Raw genomic sequence first — 25,794 nt, 5'->3', positions numbered from 1 at the left:
CCTCGGGAGGCTTTCCCCATGACCGACCTGTCTTCGCCCGGCGAGTTCGCCCCGCCGCCCTTCGCCACCCGCCACATCGGCCCCTCCGACACCGATCGGGCCCGCATGCTGGAGGCGGTGGGCTTCGCCTCCGTCGAGGACCTCGTGGCCGTCGCGGTGCCCGAGGCGATCAGGGCCAAGGACCGGCTGCGGATGCCCGAGGCGGTGAGCGAGGTCGAGGCAATCGCGGAGCTGCGCGCCATCGCCGCCCGCAACCGGGTGCTCGTCTCCATGATCGGCCTGGGTTACCACGACACGCACACGCCCGCCGTCATCCGGCGCAACCTGCTGGAGAACCCCGGCTGGTACACCGCCTACACGCCCTACCAGCCCGAGATCTCCCAGGGCCGGCTGGAGGCGCTGCTCAACTTCCAGACCGTGATCACCGACCTGACCGGGCTCGACGTCGCCGGGGCGTCCCTGCTGGACGAGGCGACCGCCGCGGCCGAGGCGATGACGCTGGCGCGCCGCGCGAGCAAGGTCAAGAGCGCGGTGTTCGTCGTGGACGCCGACGCCCTCCCGCAGACCAAGGCGGTGCTGGCGACCAGGGCCGAGCCGCTCGGCATCGAGCTGGTGGAGGCCGACCTCGCCGGCGCGGCCGGGCTGCCCGAGTGCTTCGGCGTCCTGGTGCAGTATCCCGGCGCCAGCGGCCGGATCGCCGGCTTCCGGGCCGTCGCCGAGGCCGCCCACGAGCAGGGCGCCCTCGTCGTGGCCGCCGCCGACCTGCTGGCCCTCACGCTGCTCGCCTCGCCCGGCGAGCTGGGCGCCGACATCGCGATCGGCTCCTCCCAGCGGTTCGGCGTGCCGCTCGGCTTCGGCGGCCCGCACGCGGCCTACATGGCCGTCCGCGAAGGGCTCCAGCGGCAGATGCCCGGCCGCCTGGTGGGCGTCTCGCGCGACGCCGACGGACGGCCCGCCTACCGGCTCGCGCTGCAGACCCGCGAGCAGCACATCCGCCGGGAGAAGGCCACCAGCAACATCTGCACCGCGCAGGTGCTGCTCGCCGTGATCGCCGGGATGTACGCGGTCTACCACGGCCCCGAGGGCCTCGCCAGGATCGCCCGCCGCACCCACGCGCACGCGGCGGACCTCGCGGCCGGGCTGCGCGCCGGCGGGGTCGAGGTCGTGCACGAGACCTTCTTCGACACCGTGCTCGCCCGGGTGCCCGGGCGCGCGGCGGAGGTGGTCGCGGCGGCCGCGGAGCGGGGCGTCAACCTGCGCCTGGCCGACGCCGACCACGTGGCCGCCGCGTGCGACGAGACCACCACCGGCGGGCACGTGGACACCGTGCTGGCGGCCTTCGGCGTCGGCGGGCGGGCCGCCGGGCCGGTCGCCGACGCGCTGCCCGCCGGGCTGGCCCGCGAGTCCGCCTACCTCACCCACCCCGTCTTCCACACCCACCGGTCCGAGACGGCCGTGCTGCGCTACCTGCGCAGGCTCCAGGACAAGGACATCGCGCTGGACCGCTCGATGATCCCGCTCGGCTCGTGCACGATGAAGCTGAACGCGACCACCGAGATGGAGCCGGTGACCTGGCCGGAGTTCGCCGGGATCCACCCCTACGCCCCCGACGACCAGGTCGAGGGCTACCGCGAGCTGATCGAGGGCCTGGAGGCCCGGCTGGCCGAGGTGACCGGCTACGACGCGGTCTCGCTGCAGCCCAACGCCGGGTCCCAGGGCGAGTTCGCCGGCCTGCTCGCCATCCGCGCCTACCACCGCGGGCGCGGCGACGAGGGCCGCGACGTGTGCCTCATCCCGTCCTCCGCGCACGGCACCAACGCCGCCAGCGCCGTCATGGCCGGCATGCGGGTCGTCGTGGTGGCCTGCGACGACCAGGGCAACGTGGACCTCGCCGACCTCGACACGAAGATCGAGCGGCACCGCGACCAGCTTGCCGCGATCATGGTGACGTACCCGTCCACGCACGGCGTCTACGAGGAGACCATCACCGAGGTCTGCGCCCGGATCCACGAGGCCGGCGGGCAGGTCTACGTGGACGGCGCCAACCTCAACGCGCTCGTCGGCCTCGCCAGGCCCGGCGACTTCGGCGCCGACGTCTCGCACCTCAACCTGCACAAGACGTTCTGCATCCCGCACGGCGGCGGCGGCCCCGGCGTCGGCCCGGTCGCGGTCCGCGCCCACCTGGCCGGCTACCTGCCCGGCCACCCGCTGCGCGACGGCTCCCCGGTCGGCCCCGTCTCCGCCGCCCCGTACGGCTCCGCGGGCATCCTGCCCATCTCCTGGGCCTACATCCGGATGATGGGCGGCGAGGGCCTCAAGGCGGCCACCGAGCAGGCCATCCTGTCGGCCAACTACCTGGCCCGCAGGCTGGACGCGCACTACCCGGTGCTGTACACCGGCCGCGGCGGCCTGGTCGCCCACGAGTGCATCATCGACCTGCGGCAGATCACCAAGGAGACCGGCGTCACGGTCGACGACGTCGCCAAGCGGCTCATCGACTACGGGTTCCACGCGCCCACGATGTCGTTCCCGGTGGCGGGCACGCTGATGATCGAGCCCACCGAGAGCGAGGACCTCGCCGAGCTCGACCGCTTCTGCGAGGCCATGATCGCGATCAGGGGCGAGATCGGCAAGGTGGCCTCCGGCGCCTACGACCGCGAGGACAACCCGCTGCGCGGCGCGCCGCACACGGCCGACTGCCTGGTCGCCGACGAGTGGACGCACCCCTACGGCCGGACCGAGGCGGCCTATCCGGTGCCGTCGCTGCGCGAGGGCAAGTACTGGTCGCCGGTCCGCCGCATCGACCAGGCATACGGCGACCGCAACCTGGTCTGCTCCTGCCCCCCGCTGTCGGCCTACGAGGACTAGCCGCCCGCCCGCCCCCCACGCGCCTTTGCCGGTGCGTGGGGGGCGCATGGGAAGAACTTGGTCATACCAGGTCTGGGCATGTCGGAGGACGGGAAGGGCGTGAGTCGTTAGGCTTCAGGGTGATCATTTGACTAAGGAGCTCGATGACCCCCCCGGAGCTGGACATGCCCGCCCTGGACACCGCCCGCTGGATGGCGGAGAACGGCGATCTCGACGGTTCCGCGCGCATCCTCGCCGAGCTGGTCGCCGATCCCGACGCGCCGGACCGGGCCCAGGCGGCCGTGGGACTCGCGGTGGTGCTGGACGAGCGGGGCGACATCGAGGAGGCCAGGTCCGCCGCGCGTACGGCGCTGGCCACCGGGCATCCCGAGTTCGCCTCCCAGGCGGCCTGCCACCTCGCGGGCAGCTTCGAGCGGGAGGGCAGCGCGGGCCAGGCCAGGGCCGCCTGGCAGGCCGTCATCGGCCTGGGGAATCCCGCCTACCTGCCGCTGGCGCACATGGCGCTGGCCAGGCTGGCGGCGGCCGACGGCGACGCGGGCGAGGTCGAGCGGGCACTGCGCGAGGCGCTGGCCACCGGCGACCCGGACGTGGTCTCCCGCGCGGCCCAGTGGCTCGCCGAGCGGCTTCTGGATGCCGGCGAGCCCGGGGAGGCGGCCGACGTGCTCCTGACCGCCCTGGAGGCGCCGGTGGTGGCCGCGGCGGAGCGGCTGCGGGTGCTGCTCGGCATCGCGCACCTGGAACTCGCCTGTGCGCAGTTCGCAGCCGCGGTCGAGGAGGGCACGGACGTGGAGACCAGCGCGCTGGCCATCGAACTGCTCGCCCGCACGCTGCCGCTGCGCGGGCGCGACGAGGACGCCGCGCGGGTGTGGCGCTACGGCCTGGAGCACGCCGACGAGGACCTTGCCGGCCAGGTACGCCTGAGGATGGAACGAGACCTGTGACCGCCCCCGCGGCGACCGGTGGTCAGAGTCGCCGGGAGACCGCCGCGGCGAGGTTGACCATGATGATCCCGGCCCACGCCAGCAGCAGGCCGAGGAATCCCGCCTCGTTCGCCGCGATGCCGGTGAGGGGGATGCCGAGGAGCATCGACCCCAGCCCGAGCCACATGGCCTCGCGGCCGGACCGGGACGGGGGCGGGGCGTGGTGCGGCGGTCCGGGCCGGACGCCCAGGCGAGCGTCCACCTCCGACCGCACGCGGGCGGCCAGCGTCGCCTCCACCTTGTCGGCGAAGGACTCGGCGAGGGCCGCGTCGTAGTCGGGGCCGAGACTGCGGCTGGTCTCGAAGGCGGCCCGCATCTCGTCGCGGGGCAGGGGTTCGTCGCGCACGGGTTCACGCTAACCCCGCGCGCGGCGCGTTCCATCGTCCTGCGGGGCCACTCCTCCCTCGTGCTCAGGGATGACCGGCCGCGCCGGGCCGGGCGGCCTCTGGCGGCCGGAGGCGTTAACGTTGCACGTCATGGAGGTCATGACGCCGTACGGGCCGGCGCGGGTGGAGATCGACGAGGCGGCCGGGCCGAGGCTGCTGCTGGTGCTCACCCACGGGTCGGGCGGCGGGGTGGACGCGCCGGACCTGCTCGCCGTCCGCGACGCCGCGTTGCGGGCGGGCGCGACCGTGGCGCGGGTGACACAGCCCTTCCGGCTGGCCGGGCGCAGGGCCCCCGGCCCGGCGGCGCGCCAGGACGAGGCGTGGATCGACGTGGTGGGCGGCCTGCGGGCGCGCTATCCGGGCCTGCCGCTGGTGCAGGGCGGCCGGAGCAACGGGGCCAGGGTGGCCTGCCGTACGGCGGGCGGGGTGGGCGCGGCGGCGGTGGTGGCGCTGGCCTTCCCGCTGCATCCGCCGGGCAGGCCGGAACGCTCCCGCGTGGCGGAACTCAGGGGCGCGGGAGTCGACGTGCTGGTGGTGAACGGCGACCGCGACCCGTTCGGCGTGCCGGACGCGGCGGACGCGGCCCGGCTGGTCGTGCTGCCGGGCGAGGGGCACGAGTTCAAGAAGGACCCGGCCCGGGTGGGAGAGGTCGTGGCCGAGTGGCTCGTCGGCCGGACGGGCTGAACGGCCTCGGGTCAGGACGGAGCCGTGGCCTGGCCACAGCGAGGCGGGAGCCCGGCTGCGGCCGGTCTGCGGCTGTCTGGGGGCCGGTCGGTGACCGGTCTGCGGTCAGACCGCGCCGACGAGGGTCAGACCGCGCCGACGAGGGTCAGACCGCGCCGACGAGCGGGAACGGGCGATGCGGGTCGATGACCGCGCCGTTGGGGAGCAGCTCGCCCGTGTCCTCGAACAGCACGACTCCGTTGCAGAGCAAACTCCAGCCCTGCTCGGGGTGCGCTGCGACGGTGCGGGCCGCGTCGCGGTCGTCGGCGTCCGCGGACGGACAGGACGGCTCATGAGGGCACACGGTGTGCCTCCGGATCTGTGTTCTGGGGCTCGCCGTGGGCCAGGGGTCTCCCGGGCGGCGAGCGACTGGGGTTGGCGTGTGGTGAACCACACATTGACAGTGTGCGCTGTGCTGCCGCACCGGCGACATAGCCCGTTAGGACGATTCCGCTTTGCCGACCGGGTGGTCAGTCATGGTGCGTGTGACCTAGCACACAGGGTGCCCCATCCTGGATAACGTTCGAGCCTCGGCTCGCCGCCGAAGCGGTAAACAGTGTGTTACGACCCGGCCAGCCCGGTCAGCAGCGCGGACAGCCCGCGTTCGAAGGCGGCGTCGCCCTCGGGATCGCCGGAGACGTGCTCCGTCCTCGGGTCGGCCCACCCGGTCTGCTGGAGCTCGACGGCGACGCTGCCGAAGACGTACGAGCGCAGGGCGCGCACCGCGGCGGGCGCGTCGGCGAGGCCCGCGTCGGAGAGCTGCTGGGTCTGCTCCCTGATCGCCGCGGCGGCGCTGCCTCGCGGCGGCTTGGTCATCGCCAGGGCGAGCACGCCCGGATGGGCGAGCAGTGCGGCCCGGCCGGCCCGGCACCACGCCCCGGCGAGGTCCCGCCAGGCGGGCAGCCCGGCGGGATCGACGCTCACGGTGGTGACGTGCTGGGCCAGCGCGTCGAGCAGCGCCTCCTTGCCACCCGGCACATGGTGATAAATGGCCATGGCTTCCACCTGGAGGGCGTCGCCGAGCCTGCGCATCGTCAGGCGGCGGAGCCCCTGCGCGTCGGCGATCTCCAGGGCGGCGTCGATGATCCGCTCGCGGGAGAGCGGGATGGGCGGGCGCTTGGCGGGCATGCCGATCATCCTGCCAAGATCGGCCTTACTGTGTAAAGGGCGCCGCGCGCGGGGGGATCCGATCCAGGCGGTAAAGTTGCCCTCGCAGGTTTGACAGCCGCCGGCGCGGGCCGGCGACATCCCAGGGGAGGGGCAGGCGATGGCGTTCTTCCGACCGCGAGTGAGCCGGGAGGCGGAGGTCCGCTACCACGCCGACCAGGAGGTCGGCAAAGGTTACGCGGAGCTTCTCGAGCGCGCCCGGGCGGCCGAGCACGCGTTGCACGAGCTCCAGGCGCAGCGCGCGCCGATCGACCGGCTCCGCGAGGCCGCCCTGGTCCTGGACCGCGCGCTGACCGAGGCGCTGCGCGGGGCCGAGGCCAACGCCCGCGCCACCTACGGCGTGAAGGCCTACGACGACCGCATCGCGCGCCGCAAGGCCAGGGCCGTCCCCGCGGGGGCCATGTGGACCGCCGAGGTCAGCCGCCTGCGCACCCTTCGCGAGCAGCACCGCCTGACCGGCGTCCCCCGGCTGCCCCGCCCCGTTCCGGCCGTCGTCTCCCGCTGAGGCCGGACCCCCCATAGACGCCGGACGCCCGGTGCCGTGAAGGCACCGGGCGTCCCGCATGTGCGGCCAGGCGGGGTCAGCTGGCCCAGTCGAGCAGCGGGCGCGTGTTGCTGGGGTGCCGCAGCTTGGACAGCGACTCCTTCTCCAGCTGGCGGATGCGCTCCCGGGTCAGCCCCAGGTGCTTGCCGATCTCGTCGAGCGTGTGCGGCTTGCCGTCGATGAGACCGAAGCGCAACGCCATGATCTTGGCTTCCCGCGGGGACAGGTTGCCGAGCACGCAGCGGAGCTGGTCGGCCAGCAGCTGCCGGTCCACCACCTCCGACGCCTCGGGGGAGTCGACGTCCTCGATCAGGTCGCCGATGGTGGTCTCGCCGTCGTCGCCGATCGTGGCGTTGAGGCTGATCGGCTGGCGGCTGGTGCGCAGCAGCTCCTCGATCTGGTCCGGGGTACGGTCCAGCTCGACCGCCAGCTCCTCGGGGGTGGGCCCCCTGCCGAGACGCTGGTGCATGTCACGCTCGATGCGGGAGAGCTTGGACAGCATCTCCAGCACGTGCACCGGCAGCCGGATCGTGCGCGCCGAGTCGGCGAACCCGCGCTGGATGGCCTGCCGGATCCACCACATGGCGTACGTGGAGAACTTGTACCCCTTGGTGTAGTCGAACTTCTCCACCGCCCGGATCAGGCCGAGGTTGCCCTCCTGGACGACGTCGAGCAACGCCATGCCGCGGTCGGTGTACTTCTTGGCGACCGAGACGACCAGCCGCAGGTTGGCCTCCAGCATGTGGTCCTTGGCCCGCCTGCCGTCGGCGACGACCCACTCCAGGTCGGCGCGGACCGCCTCGGGCAGACCGGGGTCGGACTCCAGCTTGTGCTCGGCGTAGAGGCCGGCCTCGATGCGCTTGGCGAGCTCGACCTCCTGCGCCGCGGTGAGCAGCGTGCGGCGGCCGATCGACTTGAGATAGGTGTGCACCGAGTCGCCCATCGTGGACGACTGGTCGTCCAGGTCGAGCTGCTCGGCCTCGACCTCGCGGGTCTCGGGCGCCTCGGCGGCCAGCCACTCCTCGCCGGGCTCCTGCGCCGCGTCGATCCCGGCGTCGGCGGGGCCGCCCGCGGGGTCCGCGGCGGCGGCGCGCGCGTCCTTGGCCGCGTCCTTGGCCTTGGCGCGGCGGGAGGTCGCGGCCTTGGCGGTCTTGGGGGTCGTCTTGGCCCTGGCGGCGCGGGTCTTCACGGCCGCCTTCCCCGGCGCGGGCTCCTCGTCCGCGCCCAGGCTGACGCCCGCCTCGGTGAGCTCGCGCAGAATCGAGCGGCCCTGGTTGGGGGTCAGCCCGGCGTGCGCGAACGCGTGCCGGAGCTCGGCCAGAGAAAGGTGACCTTGTGCTCGCCCTCGGTCGAGCAGTCGGTCGAGGGACGTCGGGGAAGCCTCGGGCGGGGCTGCCACGGCGGTTCGGGGCATGAGGGCACCTCCTCACAGGAGAGTCGTCGTCTTGCGGGCTTGTTCGGGTGGGGCGGGTCAGTCCGCGCGGCGCACCAGTATCAATAACGTTCCAGGGCGCAGTTAATTCCCATCTGGGCGCCCACACCGCCGCCGGATAGCCGGAAACCGGCCCTTGACGGGCGGAAAGAGGCGAGGCGGGAGACGTGACCCGCCGCGCCGGCGTCCGGGGGGTTACCTGGTCGCGTTCTCCGAGAACGTGACCATCGGCATGGGCATCGGCTCGGCCTGCTCCAGCCGGTCGTCGGTCCAGTATTCGCCGACGTGCGCGGGGTCCGGGTTGATCTCGCCGGAGACGACGTAGTCTTCAGGGTCCGTAGGGCCCGCAGGGTCCTGGGCGGCCTCGGAGGGGGTGGCCTGCGGCTCCTCGGGGCCCGGTGTGACCACGGTCTTGGTCTCCTGACTGACCGTTGCGAGCCGGCCCGTGGTGGCGGCGGCAGCGACGGACACGCCGCCGACGAGGACCGCGCCGACCACGCCGGCGGAGATCCACATCTTGCGGGTTGGGTTCATTCAGGTTTCCTTCCTTGGTCCCAGCTTCTCATAGGACGTGGCTTACCGTGCCAAAGGTTCCACGTGTCGGCGATTCTGGTTATTTGTAACTAGCCCGCCTGATGGCCTGGAGGTCCGGCTTGCCGTTCGGGAGCAGCGGGAACTCGGCGAGGAGCACCAGCTCCTTGGGGGCGGCGTAGGCGGGCAGCCGTTCCTTGGCGTAGGCGCGCAGCGCGGCCAGGGTGGGCGGGGCCTTCGGGTCCGCGGGGACGACCACCGCGACGACGCGCTCGCCCCACTCGGGGTCGGGCCGGCCCACCACGGCGGCGTCGGCGACCGCGGGATGGCCGCTCAGCACGCCGGCCGCCTCGGCCGCGACGACCTTGTTGCCGCCGGTGTTGACGACGTCGTCGGCCCGGCCGAGCACGCCCAGCCGCCCGCCGGACAGGTCGCCGAGGTCGGAGGTGACGAACCAGTCGCCTTCGAGCGCCGCCCCGGTGAGGTCGGGGCGCAGCCGGTAGCCGGAGAACAGCACGGGGCCGGCGATCCTGATCCGCCCGTCGGCGCCGACCTTGACGTCCACGCCGTCCAGGGGCACGCCGTCGTACACGCAGCCGCCGCCGGTCTCGCTCATGCCGTACGAGGTGACCACCCGGGCGCCGGCGTCCCGGGCGGCGGTGAGGAGGGCGGGCGCGGCCGCGGCGCCGCCGAGCAGGATCGTGCGGAAGACGCCGGGGCCGGCGCCGTGGCCGAGCAGGCGGCGTAGCTGGGTGGGGACCAGGGACACGTGCGCGGCGCCGGAGGAGAGCACCGCCTCGGGGGAGAAGCCCGGGTGGACGATCGGCTCGGCGCCGGCGAGCAGCGAGCGCACCAGCACCTGCATGCCGGAGATGTGGTCCGGCGGCAGGCAGCACAGCCAGCGCTCGCCCGGCTGCGCGCCGAGCCTGCGCAGCGACGCCGACGCCGACGCGCGCAGCGCCTCCGCCGTGAGCTGCGCGCCCTTCGGCGCCCCCGTGGACCCGCTGGTGGCGATCACCACCGCGACCTGGTCCGGCGCGGGCACGCCCCCCGGGTGGCGGCGCACGCCTTCCGGGGTGACGACGTGGGTGGGCCGCAGCGCCCCGAGGGCGGCGCGCAGCGCCGCGGCGGGCAGGGCAGGGGAGAGCGGCAGCACGGCCGGGCCGTCCCCGCCGAGCGCCGCCCGCACGGCGTCGAAGAGCGCGGGTCCGGGCGGCAGCACCACGGCGTGCAGCGGACGCTCCCCGCCGTCCGGGGGCACGGCGGGGCCGCGGTCCGCCGTCTCCGCGAGGCGGCGGCCGATGCGCTCCGTGCTCGCCGGTGACGCGGAAGAGCGCTCCGCGTGCACGTGTGTAGGTGGCACGGTCGTAAGGTTAGCTCCGACAAGCCGGACAATCGCCGAGGGGTCCTGTGCTGCCGCCCAGGTCCGCGGTCCGCTGGTCGACGCCGGGGGCGGTCCCCGGTCCCCGCCCGACTCCCGGTCTGCGGGGTGAGCGAGTGGAGGGACGGATCGTGAGTACGATCGACTGGAAGCGGTCGGGTGACTACGAGGACATCTTCTACGAGACCGCCGAGGGCATCGCGAAGATCACGATCAACCGGCCGGAGCGGCACAACGCCTTCCGCCCCACGACGCTCTTCGAGCTGCAGGACGCCTTCAACCGGGCCAGGGACGACGGCGAGGTCGGTGTGATCATCTTCACCGGCGCCGGCACCCAGGCGTTCTGCTCCGGCGGCGACCAGAAGATCCGCGGCGACGACGGCTACGTCGGCCCCGACGGCATCGGCCGGCTCAACGTGCTGGATCTCCAGGTGCAGATCCGCCGGCTGCCCAAGCCGGTCATCGCGATGGTCGCCGGTTACGCCATCGGCGGCGGCCACGTGCTGCACGTGTGCTGCGACCTGACGATCGCCGCGGACAACGCGCGGTTCGGGCAGACCGGCCCCAAGGTCGGCTCCTTCGACGGCGGCTACGGCGCGTGGCTGCTGGCCGAGACGGTGGGCCTGAAGAAGGCGCGCGAGATCTGGTACCTGTGCCGGCAGTACGACGCCCAGCAGGCGCTGGACATGGGCCTGGTCAACACGGTCGTCCCGCTGGAGCGGCTGGAGGAGGAGACGATCCAGTGGTGCAGGGAGCTGCTGGAGAGGTCGCCGCTGGCGCTGCGGATGCTCAAGGGCGCGCTGAACGCGGTCACCGACGGCGCCGCGGGCATGCAGCAGTTCGCCGGTGACGCGACGCTCCTGTACTACATGAGCGAGGAGGCCCAGGAGGGCAGGGACGCCTTCAAGGAGAAGCGCAAGCCCGACTTCTCCCGCTTCCCCCGCCGCCCCTAGCGGCCACGCTTTCCCGGCGGGCGGACGATCCGGGAGAGTGTGTACGAACCAACCGGCCTGAAGGAGGCGATGTCGTGAATCCCGCGAGCGCGCTGGCGACCGTGCTGGTCGACGAACTGGTGCGATGCGGGGTGAGCGACATGGTCGTCGCGCCGGGCTCCCGCTCCACCCCGCTGGCGCTGGCCGCGCACGCCGAGTCGCGGCTGCGGCTGCACGTGCGCATCGACGAGCGCTCGGCGTCGTTCCTCGCGCTCGGCCTGGCCAGGCGCTCGGAGCGGCCGGTGGCGCTGGTGTGCACGTCGGGCACGGCCGCCGCCAACTTCCACCCGGCGGTGGTCGAGGCCCACGAGTCCGGCGTGCCGCTGCTGGTGCTCACCGCCGACCGGCCGCCCGAGCTGCGCGACACCGGCGCCAACCAGACGATCGACCAGGTCAAGCTGTACGGCACGGCGGTGCGCTGGTTCGCCGAGGTGGGCGTGCCGGAGAACCGGCCCGGCCAGATCGCCTACTGGCGTTCCCTGGCGGCCCGCGCCTACCAGCGCGCCCTCGGTCCGGGCGACCCCGGCCCGGTGCACCTCAACCTGCCCTTCCGCGAGCCGCTGATCCCCGACGGGGACACCTCGTGGTGCGAGCCGCTGGAGGGCAACCCCGCCGGGCCGTGGGTGCGGGCCCGGGTGGCGCCGCCCGCGGTGTCCCTGCACATCCCGCCCACCCGCAGGGGCGTGCTGGTGGTCGGCGACGGCGCGGTGAACGTCCGGCGTTACGTCGCCGCCGCCGGGATGGCCGGCTGGCCGGTGATCTCCGAGCCGAGCGGCGGCGGGCGCTACGGCGACCACGCCGTCTCGGCCTATCACTTCCTGCTCGGCACGCCGGAGTTCGCCGAGGCCCATCGGCCCGACGTGGTGGTGACGCTCGGCCGTCCCGGGCTCTCCCGGCCGCTGATGTCCTGGCTCCAGCACGCGGGCGAGCACATCGTGGTGGCGCCCGACCTGGCCCGCTGGCCGGACCCGACGCGTTCGGCGACCCAGGTCGCGGAGGCGGCGGAGATCACGGTGGCCGCGGGCGACGACGGCTGGCTGCACTCCTGGCAGCGGGCCGAGCGGGCCGCGCGGTCGGCGATCGACGACGTGCTCGACGGGTCCGGGCTGAGCGAGCCGCGCCTCGCCAGGGACCTCGTGGACCTGCTGCCCAACGGCTCGCTGCTGTTCAGCGGCTCCTCGATGCCGATCCGCGACCTGGACCAGGCCATGCGGCCGAGGCGCGGGCTGCGGGTGCTGGCCAACCGGGGCGCCTCGGGCATCGACGGGGTGGTGTCCACCGCGATGGGCGCCGCGCTGGCGCACAACGGCCCCTCCTACGCCCTGCTCGGCGACCTGACCTTCCTGCACGACCAGAACGGCCTGATCCTCGGGCCCCGGGAGCCCCGCCCCGACCTGTGCCTGGTGGTGGTGAACAACGACGGCGGCGGGATCTTCTCCCTGCTGTCCCAGGCTTCGCTGCCCGAGCCGTTCGAGCGCCTCTTCGGCACCCCGCACGGGGTGGACCTGGGTTACCTCACGGCGGCGACCGGCACGCCGTACACGCAGGTGACCGAGATCGAGCAGCTCGCCAAGGCGCTGCGCGGGGACGGGCCGCGGGTGGTGGAGGTGCGCACCGACCGGGGGCCGAACGCGGCGCTGCACGCCTCGATGCGCGAGGCGGCGCAGGAGGCCGTGCTCAAGGCGCTCGGCTGACCCGCGGGGTCAGCGCTCGATGAGCGTGACCTCCAGGGAGTAGTGCGAGGCCCGGTAGACGTGCGAGCCGTGCTCCACGGCACGGCCCTGGTCGTCGTAGGTGGTGCGGACCATGGTGAGCAGGGGCGCGCCGCGACGCTCGCCGAGCAGCCGGCCCTCCGCGGCCGAGGCGGCGCGGGCGCCGATGCGCTGGTTGGCCACCCGCATCCGCACCCCGGAGCCGCGCAGCAGCTCGTAGAGGCCGCGCTCCTCCAGGCCCTCGGCGGTCAGCGGGGCGAGGCCCGGCGGCAGCCAGTTGTGCAGGATCGCGAGCGGCTCCCCACCGGCGTAGCGCAGCCGCTCCACGCGCAGCACCTGGGTGCCGGGGGCGACGGCGAGGATCCGCGCGACGTCCTCCCCCGCCGGGACGGAGTCCAGCGCGAGCACCTGGGTGGCCGGCTCCTGACCGGCCCTGCGCAGGTCGTCGTAGAGGCTGGTGAGCTCCACCGAGCGCTTGACCTGGCCGTGCACGACCTGGGTGCCGACGCCGCGCTTGCGCACCAGCAGGCCCTTGTCCACGAGGTACTGGATCGCCTGCCTGATCGTCGGGCGGGAGAGGCCGAGCCGGTCGGCGAGCTGGATCTCGTTGTCGAGCCGGGAACCCGGGGGCAGGTCGCCCTTCCTGATGGCCTCGGCGATCTGCTCGGCGACCTGGAAGTAGAGGGGCACCGGGCTGGACCGATCCAGATCGATCTCAAGCTTGGCGCTCATGGACTCCTCCGCGAGGGGTGGGCCGGGCGATGCGTGGGGCCAGTGTGGCGATCAGGCTAGCGGACATCAGAATGTCCTGACAAATAACGGACTGCTGTTCGCGATGGCGGGTGGGGTTTGACGGGGGCGCGCGGGCGCTGTTGAGTCGGTTCATGGGGTTCGACCGGATCGGCCGGGCTGGACCACCTCCGCGCCCTGTGAGCGCATCCGCACTCCCATGTCCTGACATCACGTGAAATCACGTCCTGATGTCAGGTCAAATGATTGACACGTTGGTATGCCGCGGTTACAACCGGGGGGACCGGTTCCCGGCGTCGTGGAGGTGCCGATGAGGCGAAGGACATGGACGGCCGTGGCGGGGCTGTTCGGCGTGCTGGCGCTGGGCGGCTGCTCAGGCGGGGGACAGGACGGGGGACAGGGTGGCGGCGCGGCGCCCACCGGCGGCGCGGCCGGCGGGACGTACGCGGTGATCACGCACGCCGCCGCCGGCGACTCCTTCTGGGACGTGGTGAAGAACGGCGCGGAGGCGGCCGGCGCGCGGTACGGCGTGACCGTGGGCTACCAGGGCGACGGCGACCCCGCCCGGCAGGCCCAGCTCATCGACCAGGCGGTGAGCCGGCGGGTGGACGGCATCGTGGTGTCGATGGCCAACCCCGACGCGCTGCGGGAGCCGGTCGGCAAGGCGGTCGCGGCCGGCATCCCGGTCATCACGATCAACTCGGGGGCGGAGAGGTCCAGGGAGTTCGGCGCGATCACCCACGTCGGCCAGTCGGAGGAGGTCGCCGGGCGCGGCGCGGGCGAGAAGCTCGGCGCCGAGGGCGTGACCAAGCTGCTGTGCGTCATCCACGAGGCCGGCAACGTGGGCCTGGACCAGCGGTGCGTCGGCGCGAGCCGGGGGCTCGGCGGCACCGTGGAGCGGCTCCAGGTGGACGTCCGCAACCTCGCGGACGCCACCTCCAAGATCATGGCGAGACTCCAGGCGGACACCGCGCTCGACGGGGTGCTCACGCTGAACCCGGCCGTCGCCGCCGCCGCCCGCGACGCCATCGCCGACAGTGGCTCGCGGGCCAGGCTGGCCACCTTCGACCTGTCGGCCGACGTGGTCGCCGCCGTGCGGGACGGTGAGATCCTCTTCGCCGTCGACCAGCAGCAGTACCTCCAGGGCTGGCTGCCGATCACCTTCCTCCACCTGCACCGGACGAATCTCAACACCGTCGGCGGCGGCCTGCCGGTCAACACCGGTCCGGGTTTCGTCACCAGGGAGACCGCCGCCCAGGTCGCCCGGCTGGCGGAGAACGGCACGCGATGACGGCCGGCACCCTGGACGAGCGCGTGGCCGCCGCCGGAGCGCCGCGCCGCCTGCTCATCCGCCCCGAACTGGGCGCGGTGGCCGGCGCGGTCGCGGTCTTCGCCTTCTTCGCGAGCCAGTCGGCGACCTTCCGCTCGGCGGCCGGCATGGCCAACTGGCTCGACCCGGCCGCCACCCTCGGGATCATGGCGGTGGCGATCGCGCTGCTGATGATCGGCGGCGAGTTCGACCTGTCCGCGGGCGTGCTCACCGGCACCGTCGGCCTGGTCCTGGTCACGCTGGCCACCCGGTACGGCTGGAGCGTGTGGGCCGCGATGCTCGCCGCGCTGGCGCTCGCCCTGCTGGTCGGCTTCCTCAACGGCCTGGCCGTGGTGCGCACCCGGCTGCCGAGCTTCATCGTCACGCTGGGCACGCTCCTCATGCTGCAGGGGCTAAACCTGGGCGTCACCAAGGCCCTCACCGGCACCGTCCAGGTCGGCGGGCTGCGCGGGGCCGAGGGCTTCGAGGCCGCCCGCTCGGCGCTCGCCGGGACGTTCACCGTCGGCGGCACGGAGTTCCGGGTCGCGATCCTGTGGTGGATCGGCGTCACCGCGCTGGCCACCTGGGTCCTCATGCGCACCCGCGCCGGAAACTGGATCTTCGCGGTCGGCGGTGACGCCCAGGCCGCCCGCGCCGCCGGGGTGCCCGCCGACCGCACGAAGATCGCGCTGTTCATGACCACCGCGGTCGCCGCCTGGCTGGTCGGCTCGATCCTCGCGCTGCGGCTCACCTCGGTGCAGGCCAACGCGGGCATCGGCCAGGAGTTCGTCTACATCGTCGCGGCCGTGATCGGCGGCTGCCTGCTCACCGGCGGGTACGGCTCGGCCGTCGGCGCCGCGATCGGCGCGCTGATCTTCGGCATGGTGGACAAGGGCATCGTCTTCGCGGGCTGGGACGCCGACTGGTTCACCTTCTTCCTGGGCGGCATGCTGCTGCTCGCCACCCTGGCCAACCGCCTGGTCCGCAGGTACGCGGAGGAGGTGCGGCGTTGACCCCGCTGCTGGAACTGCGACAGGTGGGCAAGGTCTTCGGCGGCGTGATCGCCCTGCGCGACGTGTCGCTGACGGTCGCCGCCGGCGAGGTCGCCTGCGTCCTCGGCGACAACGGCGCGGGCAAGTCGACCCTCATCAAGATCCTGTCCGGGGTGCACCGGCAGGACACCGGCGAGTATCTCGTGGACGGCTCCCCGGTGCGCCTGGCCGGCCCCAGGGACGCGCTCGACCGGGGCGTCGCGACCGTCTACCAGGATCTCGCGATGATCCCGCTGATGTCGGTCTGGCGGAACTTCTTCCTCGGCTCCGAGCCCACCCGCGGCCTCGGCCCGCTGCGCCGCTTCGACGTCGCCCGGGCCAGGCGGGTGGCCCGGGAGGAACTGCGCGCGATGGGCATCGACCTCCGGGACGTGGACCAGCCGGTCGGCACCCTCTCGGGAGGCGAGCGCCAGTGCGTCGCCATCGCCCGCGCCGTGCACTTCGGCGCCAGGGTGCTGATCCTCGACGAGCCGACGTCGGCGCTGGGCGTCAGGCAGGCCGCGATGGTGCTCCGCCACGTCGTCCGCGCCCGCGACCGGGGGCTCGGCGTGGTCTTCGTCACCCACAACCCGCACCACGCCCACCCGGTCGGCGACCGCTTCCTGCTGCTCAACCGCGGCGCGAGCCTGGGCGAGTACCCCAGAACGGCCATCACCAGGGAGGAGCTCACCTCGCTCATGGCCGGAGGCGCCGAACTCGAACAACTGGCCCACGATCTCGCGAACCCCTCGGAAACCTGACGATCTACTTTGTAAAGGCGTTGGGCCGGTAGGCTGATCGAATGGCCGGCTCTTACCTCACCTTCGACACCCACGGCACGGACGTGGAGCACGAGCTGGAGGTCCGGCGCTCGCGGTTCCTGTGCGCCATCCGCCGGGTCGGGACCGAGGAGGAGGCGCGGGCGTTCGTCGAAGGGCGTCGCCGGCTCGCCCCCGACGCCACGCACCACTGCTCGGCCTACGTGCTCGGCGGCGACCGGCGGGTCCAGCGGGGCGACGACGACGGCGAGCCGGGCGGCACCGCGGGCACCCCGATGCTGGAGACGCTCACCCGGCGCGGCTTCAGCGACGTCGCCGCCGTGGTCACCCGGCACTTCGGCGGCGTCCTGCTGGGCGCGGGCGGCCTGGTGCGCGCCTACGGCAGGTCCGTGGGGGAGACGCTCGACCTCGCCGCCGAGACGGGCGCCGTGGTCAGGATGGTCCCGGCCCGCCTGATGGCCGTGGCCATCGGGCACGCGCACGCCGGCCGGCTGGAGAACGACATGCGCGCCTCGCCGTACGAGGTGCGCGAGGTCGGTTACGGGGCGGATGTCACGGTGCGGGCGGCGGTCGGCGAGGAGGAGCTCGGCCGGTTCCGCGAGTGGGTCGCCACCGTCACCGCCGGACGGGCCCGGGTCGAGCCGGGCGACACGGTCTTCGTTCCGGACCGGGCGACGTGAGAGTGCGCGCTCGCCGGGCAGAGGCCCCCGGGGCGCGGCCACGGCGCCCGCCGCCCCCCGCACCCGGGACGGCATGGACACGTACGCCTCACACGGACGGATGCCCGACACCTTGACTTCTCTGACCGCGGCCCCCGCGGAACCCGACGGGATCGCCGGCTGGGCGATCGGCCTGATGGAGTCTCTCGGCGAGATCGGCGCCGGCATCGCGATCGCGCTGGAGAACCTCTTCCCGCCGCTGCCCAGTGAGGTGATCCTGCCGCTGGCCGGGTTCGCCGCGAGCCGGGGGGACATCAGCCTGTGGGGCGCGGTGCTGTGGACCACCGTCGGCTCGGTCGTCGGCGCGCTGGCGCTCTACGGGATCGGCGCGCTGCTCGGCCGCGACCGCACCATCGCCCTGGCCTCGAAGCTGCCGCTGGTGAAGATCGGCGACATCGAGCGGGCCGAGGCGTGGTTCGCCCGGCACGGGAAGAAGACGGTCTTCTTCGGCCGCATGGTGCCGATCTTCCGCAGCCTCATCTCCGTGCCCGCCGGCGTCGAGCGCATGCCGATCGGCACGTTCGTGCTGTTCACCACCCTGGGCAGCCTCATCTGGAACACCGTCTTCGTGATGGCCGGCTACTTGCTGGGTGAGAACTGGACCCTGGTCGAGCAATATGCCGGCATCCTGTCCAGGATCGTGCTCGGCGGGTGCGTGCTGGCCGTGGTGTGGTTCGTGGTGACGAGGCTCACCCGGGAGCGGAGGACCGGGCGGCACCGGGATAGCGGCGACGGCCGCGACGAGCGCCGGAACCCGGAGCGCTCCTGACCGCCGCACCGGCCGGCTCAGCCCTCCAGGGCGTACTGCATCACCCGGAACTTCGCCTGGGCCTCGGCCAGCTCGGCGGACGGGACGGAGTCAGCCATGATCCCGGCCCCGGCGAACAACCGGGCCCGGTCGCCCCCGACCCGGCCGCAGCGCAGCGCGATGCCCCACTCGCCGTCGCCGCGCGCGTCGATCCAGCCGACCGGCCCGGCGTATCCCGCGCGGTCCATCCCCTCCAGCTCCCTGATCAGGGTCAGCGCCGTGGCGGTGGGGGTGCCGCCGACCGCCGCCGTCGGATGCATGGCCGCCACCACGTCGAGCACGGACGCGCCCTCCGACAGCCGCCCGCTGACCGGGCTCGCGAGATGCTGCACGTTGGGCAGCACGAGCAGCTCCGGCCGGTGCGGCACGGTCAGCTCCTTGCACAGCGGGGCCAGCGCGTCGCGGACCGACTCCACCGCGCAGGCGTGCTCGTGCCGGTCCTTGTCCGAGGCGAGCAGCGCGGCGCCGCGGGCCGTGTCGTCGGCGGGCGACGCGCCGCGGGCGATGGTGCCCGCGAGCACCAGGGACTCGATCGCCTCCCCGGTGTGCCGGACCAGCAGCTCGGGCGTGGCCCCGACCAGCCCCGCGCAGGAGAACGTGTAGCACTCCGGATAGCGGCGGGCCAGCCGGGTGAGCAGCAGCCGGACGTCGATCGGGTGCTCGGCGAAGACCTCGAGATCGCGGGCGAGCACGACCTTCTCCAGCTCGCCGGCGCGGATCCGCTCCACCGCGCGGGCCACCGCGTGCGTCCACTCGGGGGCGGTCAGGCCGCCGTCGCCGTACAGGATCGTGCCGGGGTCGCGCAGCGGGGAGACCACGTCGAGCGAGGTGTCGCCGATCGTGGTCAGCCAGGCGCGACCGCCGCGGCGGCCGAAGAGGATCTTGGGGACGACCAGCACCGACCCCGGCGAGTCGGGGTCGAAGGTGAAGGAGCCGAAGGCGACGGGCCCGGTCCCGGGCGTGCGCACCTCGTCGTCGATGTCCGCCTCGCCGAGCACGTGACCGAGCCAGTCGCGCGCCCAGGCGAACCGGTCCGCGCCCGGCGGCACCGCGGCCCTGGCGGCCTCGCCCCACGCCGCCATCCCCTCACCGTGCCTGATCCAGGCGTACGGCGCGGGCTCGGGCAGGCGTGCGAGCAGATCACCCGGGTCCGCGATGGGCACGGTGCGAACCATTAAAGGACGGGTCAATCCCAGCGCGACACTCACTCGACCCATGCTAGGCGGAAACTGAACGTGTTCGATGGCGGCCCTGTCTCGCAAGGGATGTGGCGAGAGCGCAGCACAGTGCCAATTCCCTGTCAAGGAAACCAAGGCGCTCGGTTACCCTCCGTCACCTGACGGCTTCGCAGTGATACACCCGAGTCGGGAAGAGATCTCGTTCGGAGGTGTCATGGTTCGCACGTCGGTCGCCGCTTTCGCGGGTGCCGCCATCGTCTCAGCGACCTGCCTGGTTCCGGGGCAGGCCGCGGCCTCGACCTGGCGGCCGGAGGACATGGCCGCGCTCGGGGACTCCATCAGCGCAGGGTTCAACGTGTGCGGATGGTTCGTCTCGTGTACATCACGCTCGTGGTCGGCAGGTGACCACATCGACGTGGACAGCCACTACCTGCGTATCAGGCGGGCGGACGCGCCCATCGACGGGCGCAACCTCAACCTGGCCAGACCCGGGGCCGTGAGCGCCGACCTGGCCGGCCAGGCGCGCCAGGCGGTCCAGCGGGGCGCCGACTACGTGACCATCCTCATCGGCGCCAACGACGTGTGCGCCCGCGAGGAGGGCCTGATGACCTCGCTGTCCGCCTACCGCAGGAACATCGAGGAGGCGCTCGGCGTGCTGCGGCAGGGCCTGCCGGAGACACGGGTGTTCATCGCCAGCGTCCCCGACGTGAAGCGGCTGTGGGCGGCGGGCAAGGACAACGCGCTGGCGCGCGGCTTCTGGCGGATAGGCAGGCTGTGCCAGTCGCTGCTCGCCCAGCCCACCTCGATGGCCGAGGCCGACCGGGCGCGCCGCGACCGGGTCCGCAAGCGGGTCATCGGCTACAACTCGGTGCTCGCCCAGGCGTGCGCGGCGTACGGCCCCGCCTGCCGTTACGACGGGGGGGCGGTCTTCTCCTACCCCTTCACCATGGACCACATCAGCAAGTGGGACTACTTCCACCCCAACGTCCAGGGGCAGCGCGCCATCGCCGACCGCACCTTCGCCAGGGTCGCCGACTGGTTCACCCCCGACCCCGCCGAGGAGCCCGTGCCGCTCCTGTGACGGCCGGCCCCGTCGCCCCGCCCGCCGGCGCCGGCGGGCGGTGGGGACAATGGGGGGATGGCTGGACTACACGAGGGTTCCACAGTGCCGCTGGGCGGCGACGTCGACATGCCGCTGCTCGGCTTCGGCACATGGCAGTTGCGGGGGCGCCAGGCTTACGAGGCCACCCTGGCCGCGCTGGAGGTCGGCTACCGGCACATCGACACGGCGACCATGTACGCGAACGAGACGGAGGTCGGCCGGGCGCTGCGGGACAGCGGGCTGGACCGCGGCGACGTCTTCGTGACCACGAAGCTGCCGCCGGGGAACGTCGGCCGGGTGCGGGAGACGATCCGCCGGAGCCTGGACGACCTCGGCACCGACTACGTGGACCTGTGGCTGGTGCACTGGCCGCCCGGGCGCGACGAGCTGGTGCGCACGTGGGAGGAGTTCCTCGCCGTCCAGGAGTCCGGTCTCGCGCGGGCGGTCGGGGTGAGCAACTACAGCCCGGCCCAGATCGACAGGGTGACCGGCCCGACCGGACGGGCACCGGCGGTCAACCAGATCCCGTGGAGCCCGTCCGGGCACGACGCCGCGCTGCTGGCCGAGCACCGCGACCGCGGCGTGGCCGTGGAGGGATACAGCTCCCTCAAGGAGACCGACCTGCGCGCCCCCCGTCCTGACCGAAATCGCGTCCCGGCACGGCGTGACGCCCGCCCAGGTCGTCCTGCGCTGGCATCTCGAACACGGCATCGTCATGATCCCCAAGTCGTCGCACCGCGCCCGCATCGAGGAGAACTTCGACCTCTTCGGCTTCTCCCTCGACAAGGACGACATCTCCGCCATCGACGCCCTGTCGTCCTGACCCCGCCCTGTCGGCCTCGCCCCCTTTCGCGAGGCTTCCGGGCGGTTAGCCCCTTTCCGTGTGGCTCCCGGGCGGTTCGCCCCTTTCTCACGTCGTATGGGGTGGGTGGGGGGTGAAGCCGGCCCGGGCCAGCCGGACGAGGGCGGCGTTTCCGGGGGCCGGGCGGCTGTCGGGGAGGAGGAGCGTGTCCTCCAGGCCGATCCTGGTCGCGAGGTTCCGCCGGGCGGCCTCGGCGAGGAGCGGCCAGGCGGCCCGTCCTTCGCCGTGCAGCAGCCGGGGGGCGGACAGGCCCAGGTCGTCCAGGCGGCCGATGACGGCGGCGGCGCGGGGCAGCGCCTCGCCGGGCGGCGGGTCGATCACCTCGACGAGGACGCGCAGCACCCGCTCGGCCAGCCCCGATCCGGCCAGCTCGACGGCGTCCTGCGGCGACCACACCCCCGCCTCGACCCCGATGCCCGCCTCCAGCAGCGCCAGGGCGAGATCGCCGAACCCTGGCTCGGAGAGGTTGACCGAGGCGAAGTCCGGCCGGGCGCCCGCGGCCAGTCCGGCCCACGCGCGGACCGCGTCCAGCCTGCCGGGCACGTCCCCGCCGGTGATCCACAGGCCGGTCGAGACGCCGACGGGAAGCCCGGGGGACGCCGCGCGGATCGCCGCCACGGCCGCGCCGATGTCGCCGGCCGCCAGCGACTCCCGCCCGCCCGCGTCACGCGGATGGACGTGCACGGCCTGCGCTCCGGCCAGCCGTACGGCAGAAGCGTCGGCGGCCAGCTCGCCCGGCGTCACGGGAAGCAGCGGATGGTCGCCCACCGCCCGGCTCCCGTTGAGGCAGGCTTTCAACAGCATCCGACACCCCCTGCGGATGTTCGCGTCGTCGTCCGGTTCCCCACCATTTTCGGCCACCGACCGGCCGGATGTCCGTCCATGCGCCCCGGACGCCCCGCCGATGTCCGCGTCGGACGTGCGCGTCGGACGTGCGCGTCGGACGTGCGGGGCGGATGTAAGGCCGATTGACCGGCCGGATCTACGGGCCGCGGGATGAGACCCGGACATCGCGGGGTGGCGGGTGGAGGTGCTACCGGTTGGGGCGGTGCCATTTTGTACTATTGTCCGACAAGGGGTCTTCATGTCCCGAGTCATCGCGTCCATCCCGGTGGTGCGGACCGGTTCGCTGAGCAGGGGCACCGCGCTGCTGTTCGCGGTCGCCTGCGGCGTCGCCGTGGGGAACGTCTACCTGCCCCAGCCGCTCCTCGGGCTGATGGCGGCCGATCCGCGTGTCGCCGCGGGCGGCGGGGGACTGATCGCCACCTCGGCCCAGCTCGGGTACGCCGTGGGGATCGTGTTCCTGGTGCCGCTCGGCGACCTCGCCGGGCCGCGGCGGCTGGTCACCACGCTGTTGTCCGCGACCGCGGCCTGCATGGCGGCCGGGGCCGTCGCGCCCACCGCGCCGCTGCTCGCGCTGGCCACGCTGCTCGCCGGGGTGTTCGCCGTGGTGCCGCAGATTCTGCTGCCGCTGGCGAGCCATCTGGCACATCCCCGGCAGGCGGGCCGGGTCGTCGCCATGCTGGTCACCGGGCTGATGGGCGGCATCTTCGGCAGTCGGCTGCTCGGCTCGCTGATCGCGCAGCTCGCCGGCTGGCGGGCGGCCTACGCGACCGCGGCCGTGCTGGTGGCGATCACCGCCGTGCTGCTGCGTCCCGCGCTGACCGCCAGGCCGATCGGGTCGCCGATGCCCTATCCCCGGCTGCTGGCCGGTCTGCCCGGTCTGTTCCGGCGTCAGCCCGTGCTCCGGCAGGCGTGCCTGTTGCAGCTGTGCGTGTTCCTGGCGTTCAGTGCCACCTGGACGGTGCTCGCGTTGTACCTGACCGGGCCGCGGTTCGGCTGGTCCACCGGCGCGGCCGGGCTGTTCGGGGCGGCGGGGCTGGCCGCGGCCCTGCTCACCCCGGTCGCCGGGCGCCGGATCGACCGGCACGGCCCGGTCGCCGTCACGGCCGCGGCCCTGCTGATCTCGGGCGCCGCGGTCGTGATCCTCACCGGCGCGGGCACCACGGTCGCGGGCCTGGCGGTCGGCGTGCTCGCCCTGACGGCGGGCATGCAGTCGGGTCAGGTCTGCCACCAGAACCGCATCTTCGCCGACCGGCCCGACGCGCGCAGCCGGGTGAACACGCTCTGCATGGCGTCGGCGTTCGTCGGCGGCTCCGTCGGCTCCGCCGCCGGGACGGCCGTCTACGCCGCGCACGGCTGGCTCGGCGTCTGCGTCCTCGACGCCATCGCCGTCACGGTCGCCCTGGTCGCCTTCCTGCCCGTCGTCAGGCGGGAGGGCGGTCACGCGGAGTGAAGTCCGCCGTGCCGTCACGCCATCCGCCGGGTCCGCCGCTCGACCAGCCGTTGACCCGCCGGCCGGGCCCCTGGAATTGTCGGTGGCGGAAGGCATGATGTGACCATGAGTGACACGCCTCCGATCACCAGCCTCGCCGACGCCGCCGCATATGGCGAGGCCGTGCAACTCGCGCTCGACGCCGCCGCGGCCTACTACGGCGACGGCACCTCCACGCTCGACGACGACGCCTACGACCGGCTGGTGCGCGGCATCGCCGCCTATGAGGAGGCCCATCCCGGTGAGGTGCTGAGCACCTCCCCGACGGGCAAGGTCGCGGGCGGCGCGGTGGTCGGCGACGTCCCGCACACCGTTCCCATGCTGAGCCTCGACAACGTCTTCGGCGCCGAGCAGCTCGCCGACTGGGCCGCGTCCCTGGAGCGCAGGCTGGGCCGCCCGGTCACGTCGTGGAGCGTGGAGCCCAAGCTCGACGGGCTCGCGATCACCGCCCGATATCGCGGCGGCAGGCTGGCGCAGCTGGTGACCCGGGGCGACGGCACCGCGGGGGAGGACGTGAGCCACGCGATCGGCACCATCGTCGGGCTGCCCGCCCGGCTGGCCGAGCCGGTCACGGTGGAGCTGCGCGGCGAGGTGATGATGACCGCGGCGCAGTTCGAGGAGGCGTGCGCCAAGCGGCAGGCGCACGACGGCACCACGTTCGCCAACCCGCGCAGCGCCGCCGCGGGCACGCTGCGCGCCCAGGACCGGCCCTACGTGTGCGAGCTGACGTTCTTCGGCTACGGCGCCCTGCCGCATCCCGACGACACGTCCGAGGCGGCGGTGCGGCTGCGCGAGCTGCCGCACAGCGAGGTCATGGCGTGGGTCGCCGCGCAGGGCGTGCAGACCCCGGCCGTGACGGAGGTCGGCGGCATCGTCGCGGTGACCCTGGAGCAGGTGCAGGAGCGCGTCGAGCAGATCGCCGCCAAGCGGGCCGGGCTGCCGTTCGGCATCGACGGCATCGTGATCAAGTGCGATCTGGCGGCCGACCAGGCGCAGGCCGGGTTCAGCTCGCGTGCGCCGCGCTGGGCGATCGCCTACAAGCTGCCCGCCGTCGAAAAGATCACCAAGCTGCTCGCCGTCGAGTGGAACACCGGGCGCACCGGCGTCATCGCTCCCCGTGCGGTGCTGGAGCCGGTCGAGCTCGACGGCAGCGTCGTCACCTACGCGACGCTGCACAACGTCGCGGACATCCGGCGCAGGGGCCTGATGCTCGGCGACAGCGTGGTCGTCTACAAGGCGGGCGACGTGATCCCCAGGATCGAGGCCCCTGTGGTGAGCCTGCGCACCGGCGAGGAGCGGCCGATCGAGATCCCGCAGGTCTGCCCGTCCTGCGGCGACGGCATCGACGTCTCCCAGGAGCGCTGGCGGTGCGTGCGCGGCCGTGCCTGCCGCCTGATCGCCTCTATCAGCTACGCCGCGGGCCGCGACCAGCTCGACATCGAGGGCCTGGCGGAAAACCGCATCCTCCAACTGCTGAACGCCGGCTTGATCAACGACTTCGCCGACCTGTTCTACCTGACCCGCGACCAGTTGCTGGGGCTGGAGCGGATGGGCGAGGTCAGCACCGACAATCTGCTCGCCGCCTTCGAGCGGGCCAAGACCCAGCCGCTCAGCCGGGTGTTCTGCGCGCTGGGCGTGCGCGGCACCGGCCGTTCGATGAGCCGCCGCATCGCCCGCCACTTCGGCAGCATGGAGGCGATCCGCGCGGCCGACGCCGAGGCCATCCAGGCCGTCGAGGGCATCGGCCCGGAGAAGGCCCCGGTGGTGGTGGCGGAGCTGGCCGAGCTGGCCGACCTGATCGACAAGCTCGTCAAGGCCGGCGTCTCCATGACCGAGCCGGGCTGGACCCCGCCCGAAGCGGCCCCCGAGGGCGCCGCCGACCTGCCGCTGGCCGGCATGTCCGTCGTGGTGACCGGCGCGATGAGCGGCCCCCTGGAGGAGCTGACCCGCACCGAGATGAACGAGCTGATCGAGCGCGCCGGCGGGAAGGCTTCTTCCAGCGTCTCGGCCAAGACGTCGATGCTGGTCGCGGGAGAGAAGGCGGGCTCCAAGCGGACCAAGGCCGAGGGCCTGGGCGTGCGGATCGTGGACCCGGAGGAGTTCGCCGCCCTGGTCGAGCCGTTCATCTGACGGAGGCGCCTCGGCGCGCGTGCCCCCCGGAGCGCTGACGGGGAAAGGACGAGCCGGGGTCGGGGTCCCCTGATG

Annotated in this window: 24 protein-coding genes; 15 read left to right on the top strand and 9 right to left on the bottom strand. The window is 73.5% G+C overall.

The genetic code is table 11. The annotated features are described in order from the left end of the window. The first annotated feature begins 18 nt into the window (after positions 1 to 18). Positions 19 to 2,868 (top strand): aminomethyl-transferring glycine dehydrogenase, encoded by a 2,850-nt coding sequence (gcvP, locus tag QSK26_RS08255; protein ID WP_285774399.1) that lies wholly within the window; start codon positions 19 to 21, stop codon positions 2,866 to 2,868. A 143-nt stretch (positions 2,869 to 3,011) separates the two neighbouring features. Beyond that, a complete protein-coding gene (locus QSK26_RS08250; protein WP_285774398.1) occupies positions 3,012 to 3,809 on the top strand; it encodes a tetratricopeptide repeat protein in 798 nt (265 codons plus the stop codon). A gap of 22 nt (positions 3,810 to 3,831) precedes the next feature. On the opposite strand, the gene QSK26_RS08245 is transcribed toward QSK26_RS08250, so the two are convergent. Then, on the bottom strand, positions 3,832 to 4,194 hold the full coding sequence (locus QSK26_RS08245) for a hypothetical protein (protein WP_285774397.1): 363 nt from the start codon (positions 4,192 to 4,194) through the stop codon (positions 3,832 to 3,834). A 130-nt stretch (positions 4,195 to 4,324) separates the two neighbouring features. On the opposite strand from QSK26_RS08245, the gene QSK26_RS08240 reads away from it, so the two are divergent. Next, positions 4,325 to 4,918, top strand: coding sequence for an alpha/beta hydrolase family protein (locus QSK26_RS08240; protein WP_285774396.1), 594 nt, complete (start codon positions 4,325 to 4,327; stop codon positions 4,916 to 4,918). A gap of 145 nt (positions 4,919 to 5,063) precedes the next feature. On the opposite strand, the gene QSK26_RS08235 is transcribed toward QSK26_RS08240, so the two are convergent. Further along, entirely contained in the window at positions 5,064 to 5,261 is a 198-nt protein-coding gene (locus QSK26_RS08235) for a DUF5999 family protein (RefSeq protein WP_285774395.1), read from the bottom strand. A gap of 257 nt (positions 5,262 to 5,518) precedes the next feature. Next, positions 5,519 to 6,094 carry a TetR family transcriptional regulator gene (locus QSK26_RS08230; protein ID WP_352244298.1) on the bottom strand — a complete coding sequence of 192 codons (576 nt, stop codon included), beginning with the start codon at positions 6,092 to 6,094 and terminating at the stop codon, positions 5,519 to 5,521. Positions 6,095 to 6,224: 130 nt separating this feature from the next. On the opposite strand from QSK26_RS08230, the gene QSK26_RS08225 reads away from it, so the two are divergent. After that, the gene (locus QSK26_RS08225; protein ID WP_285774394.1) at positions 6,225 to 6,629 is read left to right on the top strand and encodes a hypothetical protein; all 405 of its coding nucleotides are present in this window, start codon (positions 6,225 to 6,227) and stop codon (positions 6,627 to 6,629) included. Positions 6,630 to 6,705: 76 nt separating this feature from the next. On the opposite strand, the gene QSK26_RS08220 is transcribed toward QSK26_RS08225, so the two are convergent. From QSK26_RS08220 to QSK26_RS08210, 3 genes are all read right to left on the bottom strand, one after another. After that, positions 6,706 to 8,082 (bottom strand): RNA polymerase sigma factor, encoded by a 1,377-nt coding sequence (locus QSK26_RS08220; RefSeq protein ID WP_285774393.1) that lies wholly within the window; start codon positions 8,080 to 8,082, stop codon positions 6,706 to 6,708. A gap of 213 nt (positions 8,083 to 8,295) precedes the next feature. Next, positions 8,296 to 8,634, bottom strand: a complete 339-nt coding sequence (locus tag QSK26_RS08215; protein WP_285774392.1) for a hypothetical protein — start codon at positions 8,632 to 8,634, stop codon at positions 8,296 to 8,298. Between the two features lie 79 nt (positions 8,635 to 8,713). Beyond that, positions 8,714 to 9,865 carry an AMP-binding protein gene (locus QSK26_RS08210; protein WP_285774662.1) on the bottom strand — a complete coding sequence of 384 codons (1,152 nt, stop codon included), beginning with the start codon at positions 9,863 to 9,865 and terminating at the stop codon, positions 8,714 to 8,716. Between the two features lie 275 nt (positions 9,866 to 10,140). Between QSK26_RS08210 and menB the strand changes: the two genes are divergently transcribed. Both menB and menD read left to right on the top strand, forming a co-directional pair. Further along, positions 10,141 to 10,965, top strand: coding sequence for a 1,4-dihydroxy-2-naphthoyl-CoA synthase (gene menB / locus QSK26_RS08205; protein WP_285774661.1), 825 nt, complete (start codon positions 10,141 to 10,143; stop codon positions 10,963 to 10,965). Positions 10,966 to 11,039: 74 nt separating this feature from the next. Beyond that, the gene (gene menD / locus QSK26_RS08200; protein ID WP_285774391.1) at positions 11,040 to 12,698 is read left to right on the top strand and encodes a 2-succinyl-5-enolpyruvyl-6-hydroxy-3-cyclohexene-1-carboxylic-acid synthase; all 1,659 of its coding nucleotides are present in this window, start codon (positions 11,040 to 11,042) and stop codon (positions 12,696 to 12,698) included. A gap of 9 nt (positions 12,699 to 12,707) precedes the next feature. On the opposite strand, the gene QSK26_RS08195 is transcribed toward menD, so the two are convergent. Further along, entirely contained in the window at positions 12,708 to 13,448 is a 741-nt protein-coding gene (locus QSK26_RS08195; RefSeq protein WP_285774390.1) for a GntR family transcriptional regulator, read from the bottom strand. Between the two features lie 328 nt (positions 13,449 to 13,776). Here QSK26_RS08195 and QSK26_RS08190 point away from each other — a divergent pair, with 328 nt between their 5' ends. The 5 genes from QSK26_RS08190 (at position 13,777) to QSK26_RS08170 (ending at position 18,073) form a co-directional block, all read left to right on the top strand. Beyond that, positions 13,777 to 14,757, top strand: a complete 981-nt coding sequence (locus tag QSK26_RS08190) for a sugar ABC transporter substrate-binding protein (RefSeq protein ID WP_285774389.1) — start codon at positions 13,777 to 13,779, stop codon at positions 14,755 to 14,757. Next, positions 14,754 to 15,788: an ABC transporter permease gene (locus QSK26_RS08185; RefSeq protein WP_285774388.1), complete on the top strand. Its 1,035-nt coding sequence runs from the start codon at positions 14,754 to 14,756 to the stop codon at positions 15,786 to 15,788. Before QSK26_RS08190 ends, QSK26_RS08185 begins: the two co-directional genes overlap by 4 nt. After that, positions 15,785 to 16,567 carry an ATP-binding cassette domain-containing protein gene (locus QSK26_RS08180; RefSeq protein ID WP_285774387.1) on the top strand — a complete coding sequence of 261 codons (783 nt, stop codon included), beginning with the start codon at positions 15,785 to 15,787 and terminating at the stop codon, positions 16,565 to 16,567. Before QSK26_RS08185 ends, QSK26_RS08180 begins: the two co-directional genes overlap by 4 nt. A 41-nt stretch (positions 16,568 to 16,608) precedes the next feature. After that, on the top strand, positions 16,609 to 17,265 hold the full coding sequence (locus tag QSK26_RS08175) for an IMPACT family protein (RefSeq protein ID WP_285774386.1): 657 nt from the start codon (positions 16,609 to 16,611) through the stop codon (positions 17,263 to 17,265). Positions 17,266 to 17,440: 175 nt separating this feature from the next. Beyond that, positions 17,441 to 18,073 carry a DedA family protein gene (locus QSK26_RS08170; RefSeq protein WP_285774660.1) on the top strand — a complete coding sequence of 211 codons (633 nt, stop codon included), beginning with the start codon at positions 17,441 to 17,443 and terminating at the stop codon, positions 18,071 to 18,073. Between the two features lie 17 nt (positions 18,074 to 18,090). On the opposite strand, the gene QSK26_RS08165 is transcribed toward QSK26_RS08170, so the two are convergent. Next, entirely contained in the window at positions 18,091 to 19,329 is a 1,239-nt protein-coding gene (locus QSK26_RS08165) for an isochorismate synthase (RefSeq protein WP_285774385.1), read from the bottom strand. 175 nt (positions 19,330 to 19,504) lie between these two features. On the opposite strand from QSK26_RS08165, the gene QSK26_RS08160 reads away from it, so the two are divergent. Beyond that, positions 19,505 to 20,371, top strand: a complete 867-nt coding sequence (locus QSK26_RS08160; RefSeq protein ID WP_285774384.1) for an SGNH/GDSL hydrolase family protein — start codon at positions 19,505 to 19,507, stop codon at positions 20,369 to 20,371. A 57-nt stretch (positions 20,372 to 20,428) separates the two neighbouring features. Continuing rightward, the gene (locus QSK26_RS42095) at positions 20,429 to 21,331 is read left to right on the top strand and encodes an aldo/keto reductase (protein WP_285774383.1); all 903 of its coding nucleotides are present in this window, start codon (positions 20,429 to 20,431) and stop codon (positions 21,329 to 21,331) included. Here the strand turns inward: QSK26_RS42095 and QSK26_RS08150 are convergent. Next, positions 21,303 to 22,058: a 3-keto-5-aminohexanoate cleavage protein gene (locus QSK26_RS08150; RefSeq protein ID WP_285774382.1), complete on the bottom strand. Its 756-nt coding sequence runs from the start codon at positions 22,056 to 22,058 to the stop codon at positions 21,303 to 21,305. The two genes, QSK26_RS42095 and QSK26_RS08150, sit on opposite strands and share 29 nt — an antisense overlap. Positions 22,059 to 22,338: 280 nt before the next feature. Here QSK26_RS08150 and QSK26_RS08145 point away from each other — a divergent pair, with 280 nt between their 5' ends. Beyond that, positions 22,339 to 23,550, top strand: a complete 1,212-nt coding sequence (locus QSK26_RS08145) for an MFS transporter (protein WP_285774381.1) — start codon at positions 22,339 to 22,341, stop codon at positions 23,548 to 23,550. Positions 23,551 to 23,655: 105 nt separating this feature from the next. Beyond that, positions 23,656 to 25,719, top strand: a complete 2,064-nt coding sequence (gene ligA / locus QSK26_RS08140; RefSeq protein WP_285774380.1) for an NAD-dependent DNA ligase LigA — start codon at positions 23,656 to 23,658, stop codon at positions 25,717 to 25,719. The last annotated feature ends 75 nt before the right edge of the window (positions 25,720 to 25,794 follow it).

It is taken from the genome of Microtetraspora sp. NBRC 13810 (assembly GCF_030268685.1).
Lineage (GTDB): Bacteria > Actinomycetota > Actinomycetes > Streptosporangiales > Streptosporangiaceae > BSRQ01.
Note: the sequence above shows the minus strand (reverse complement) of the source record. Positions and strands in the feature narration are given on the sequence as shown.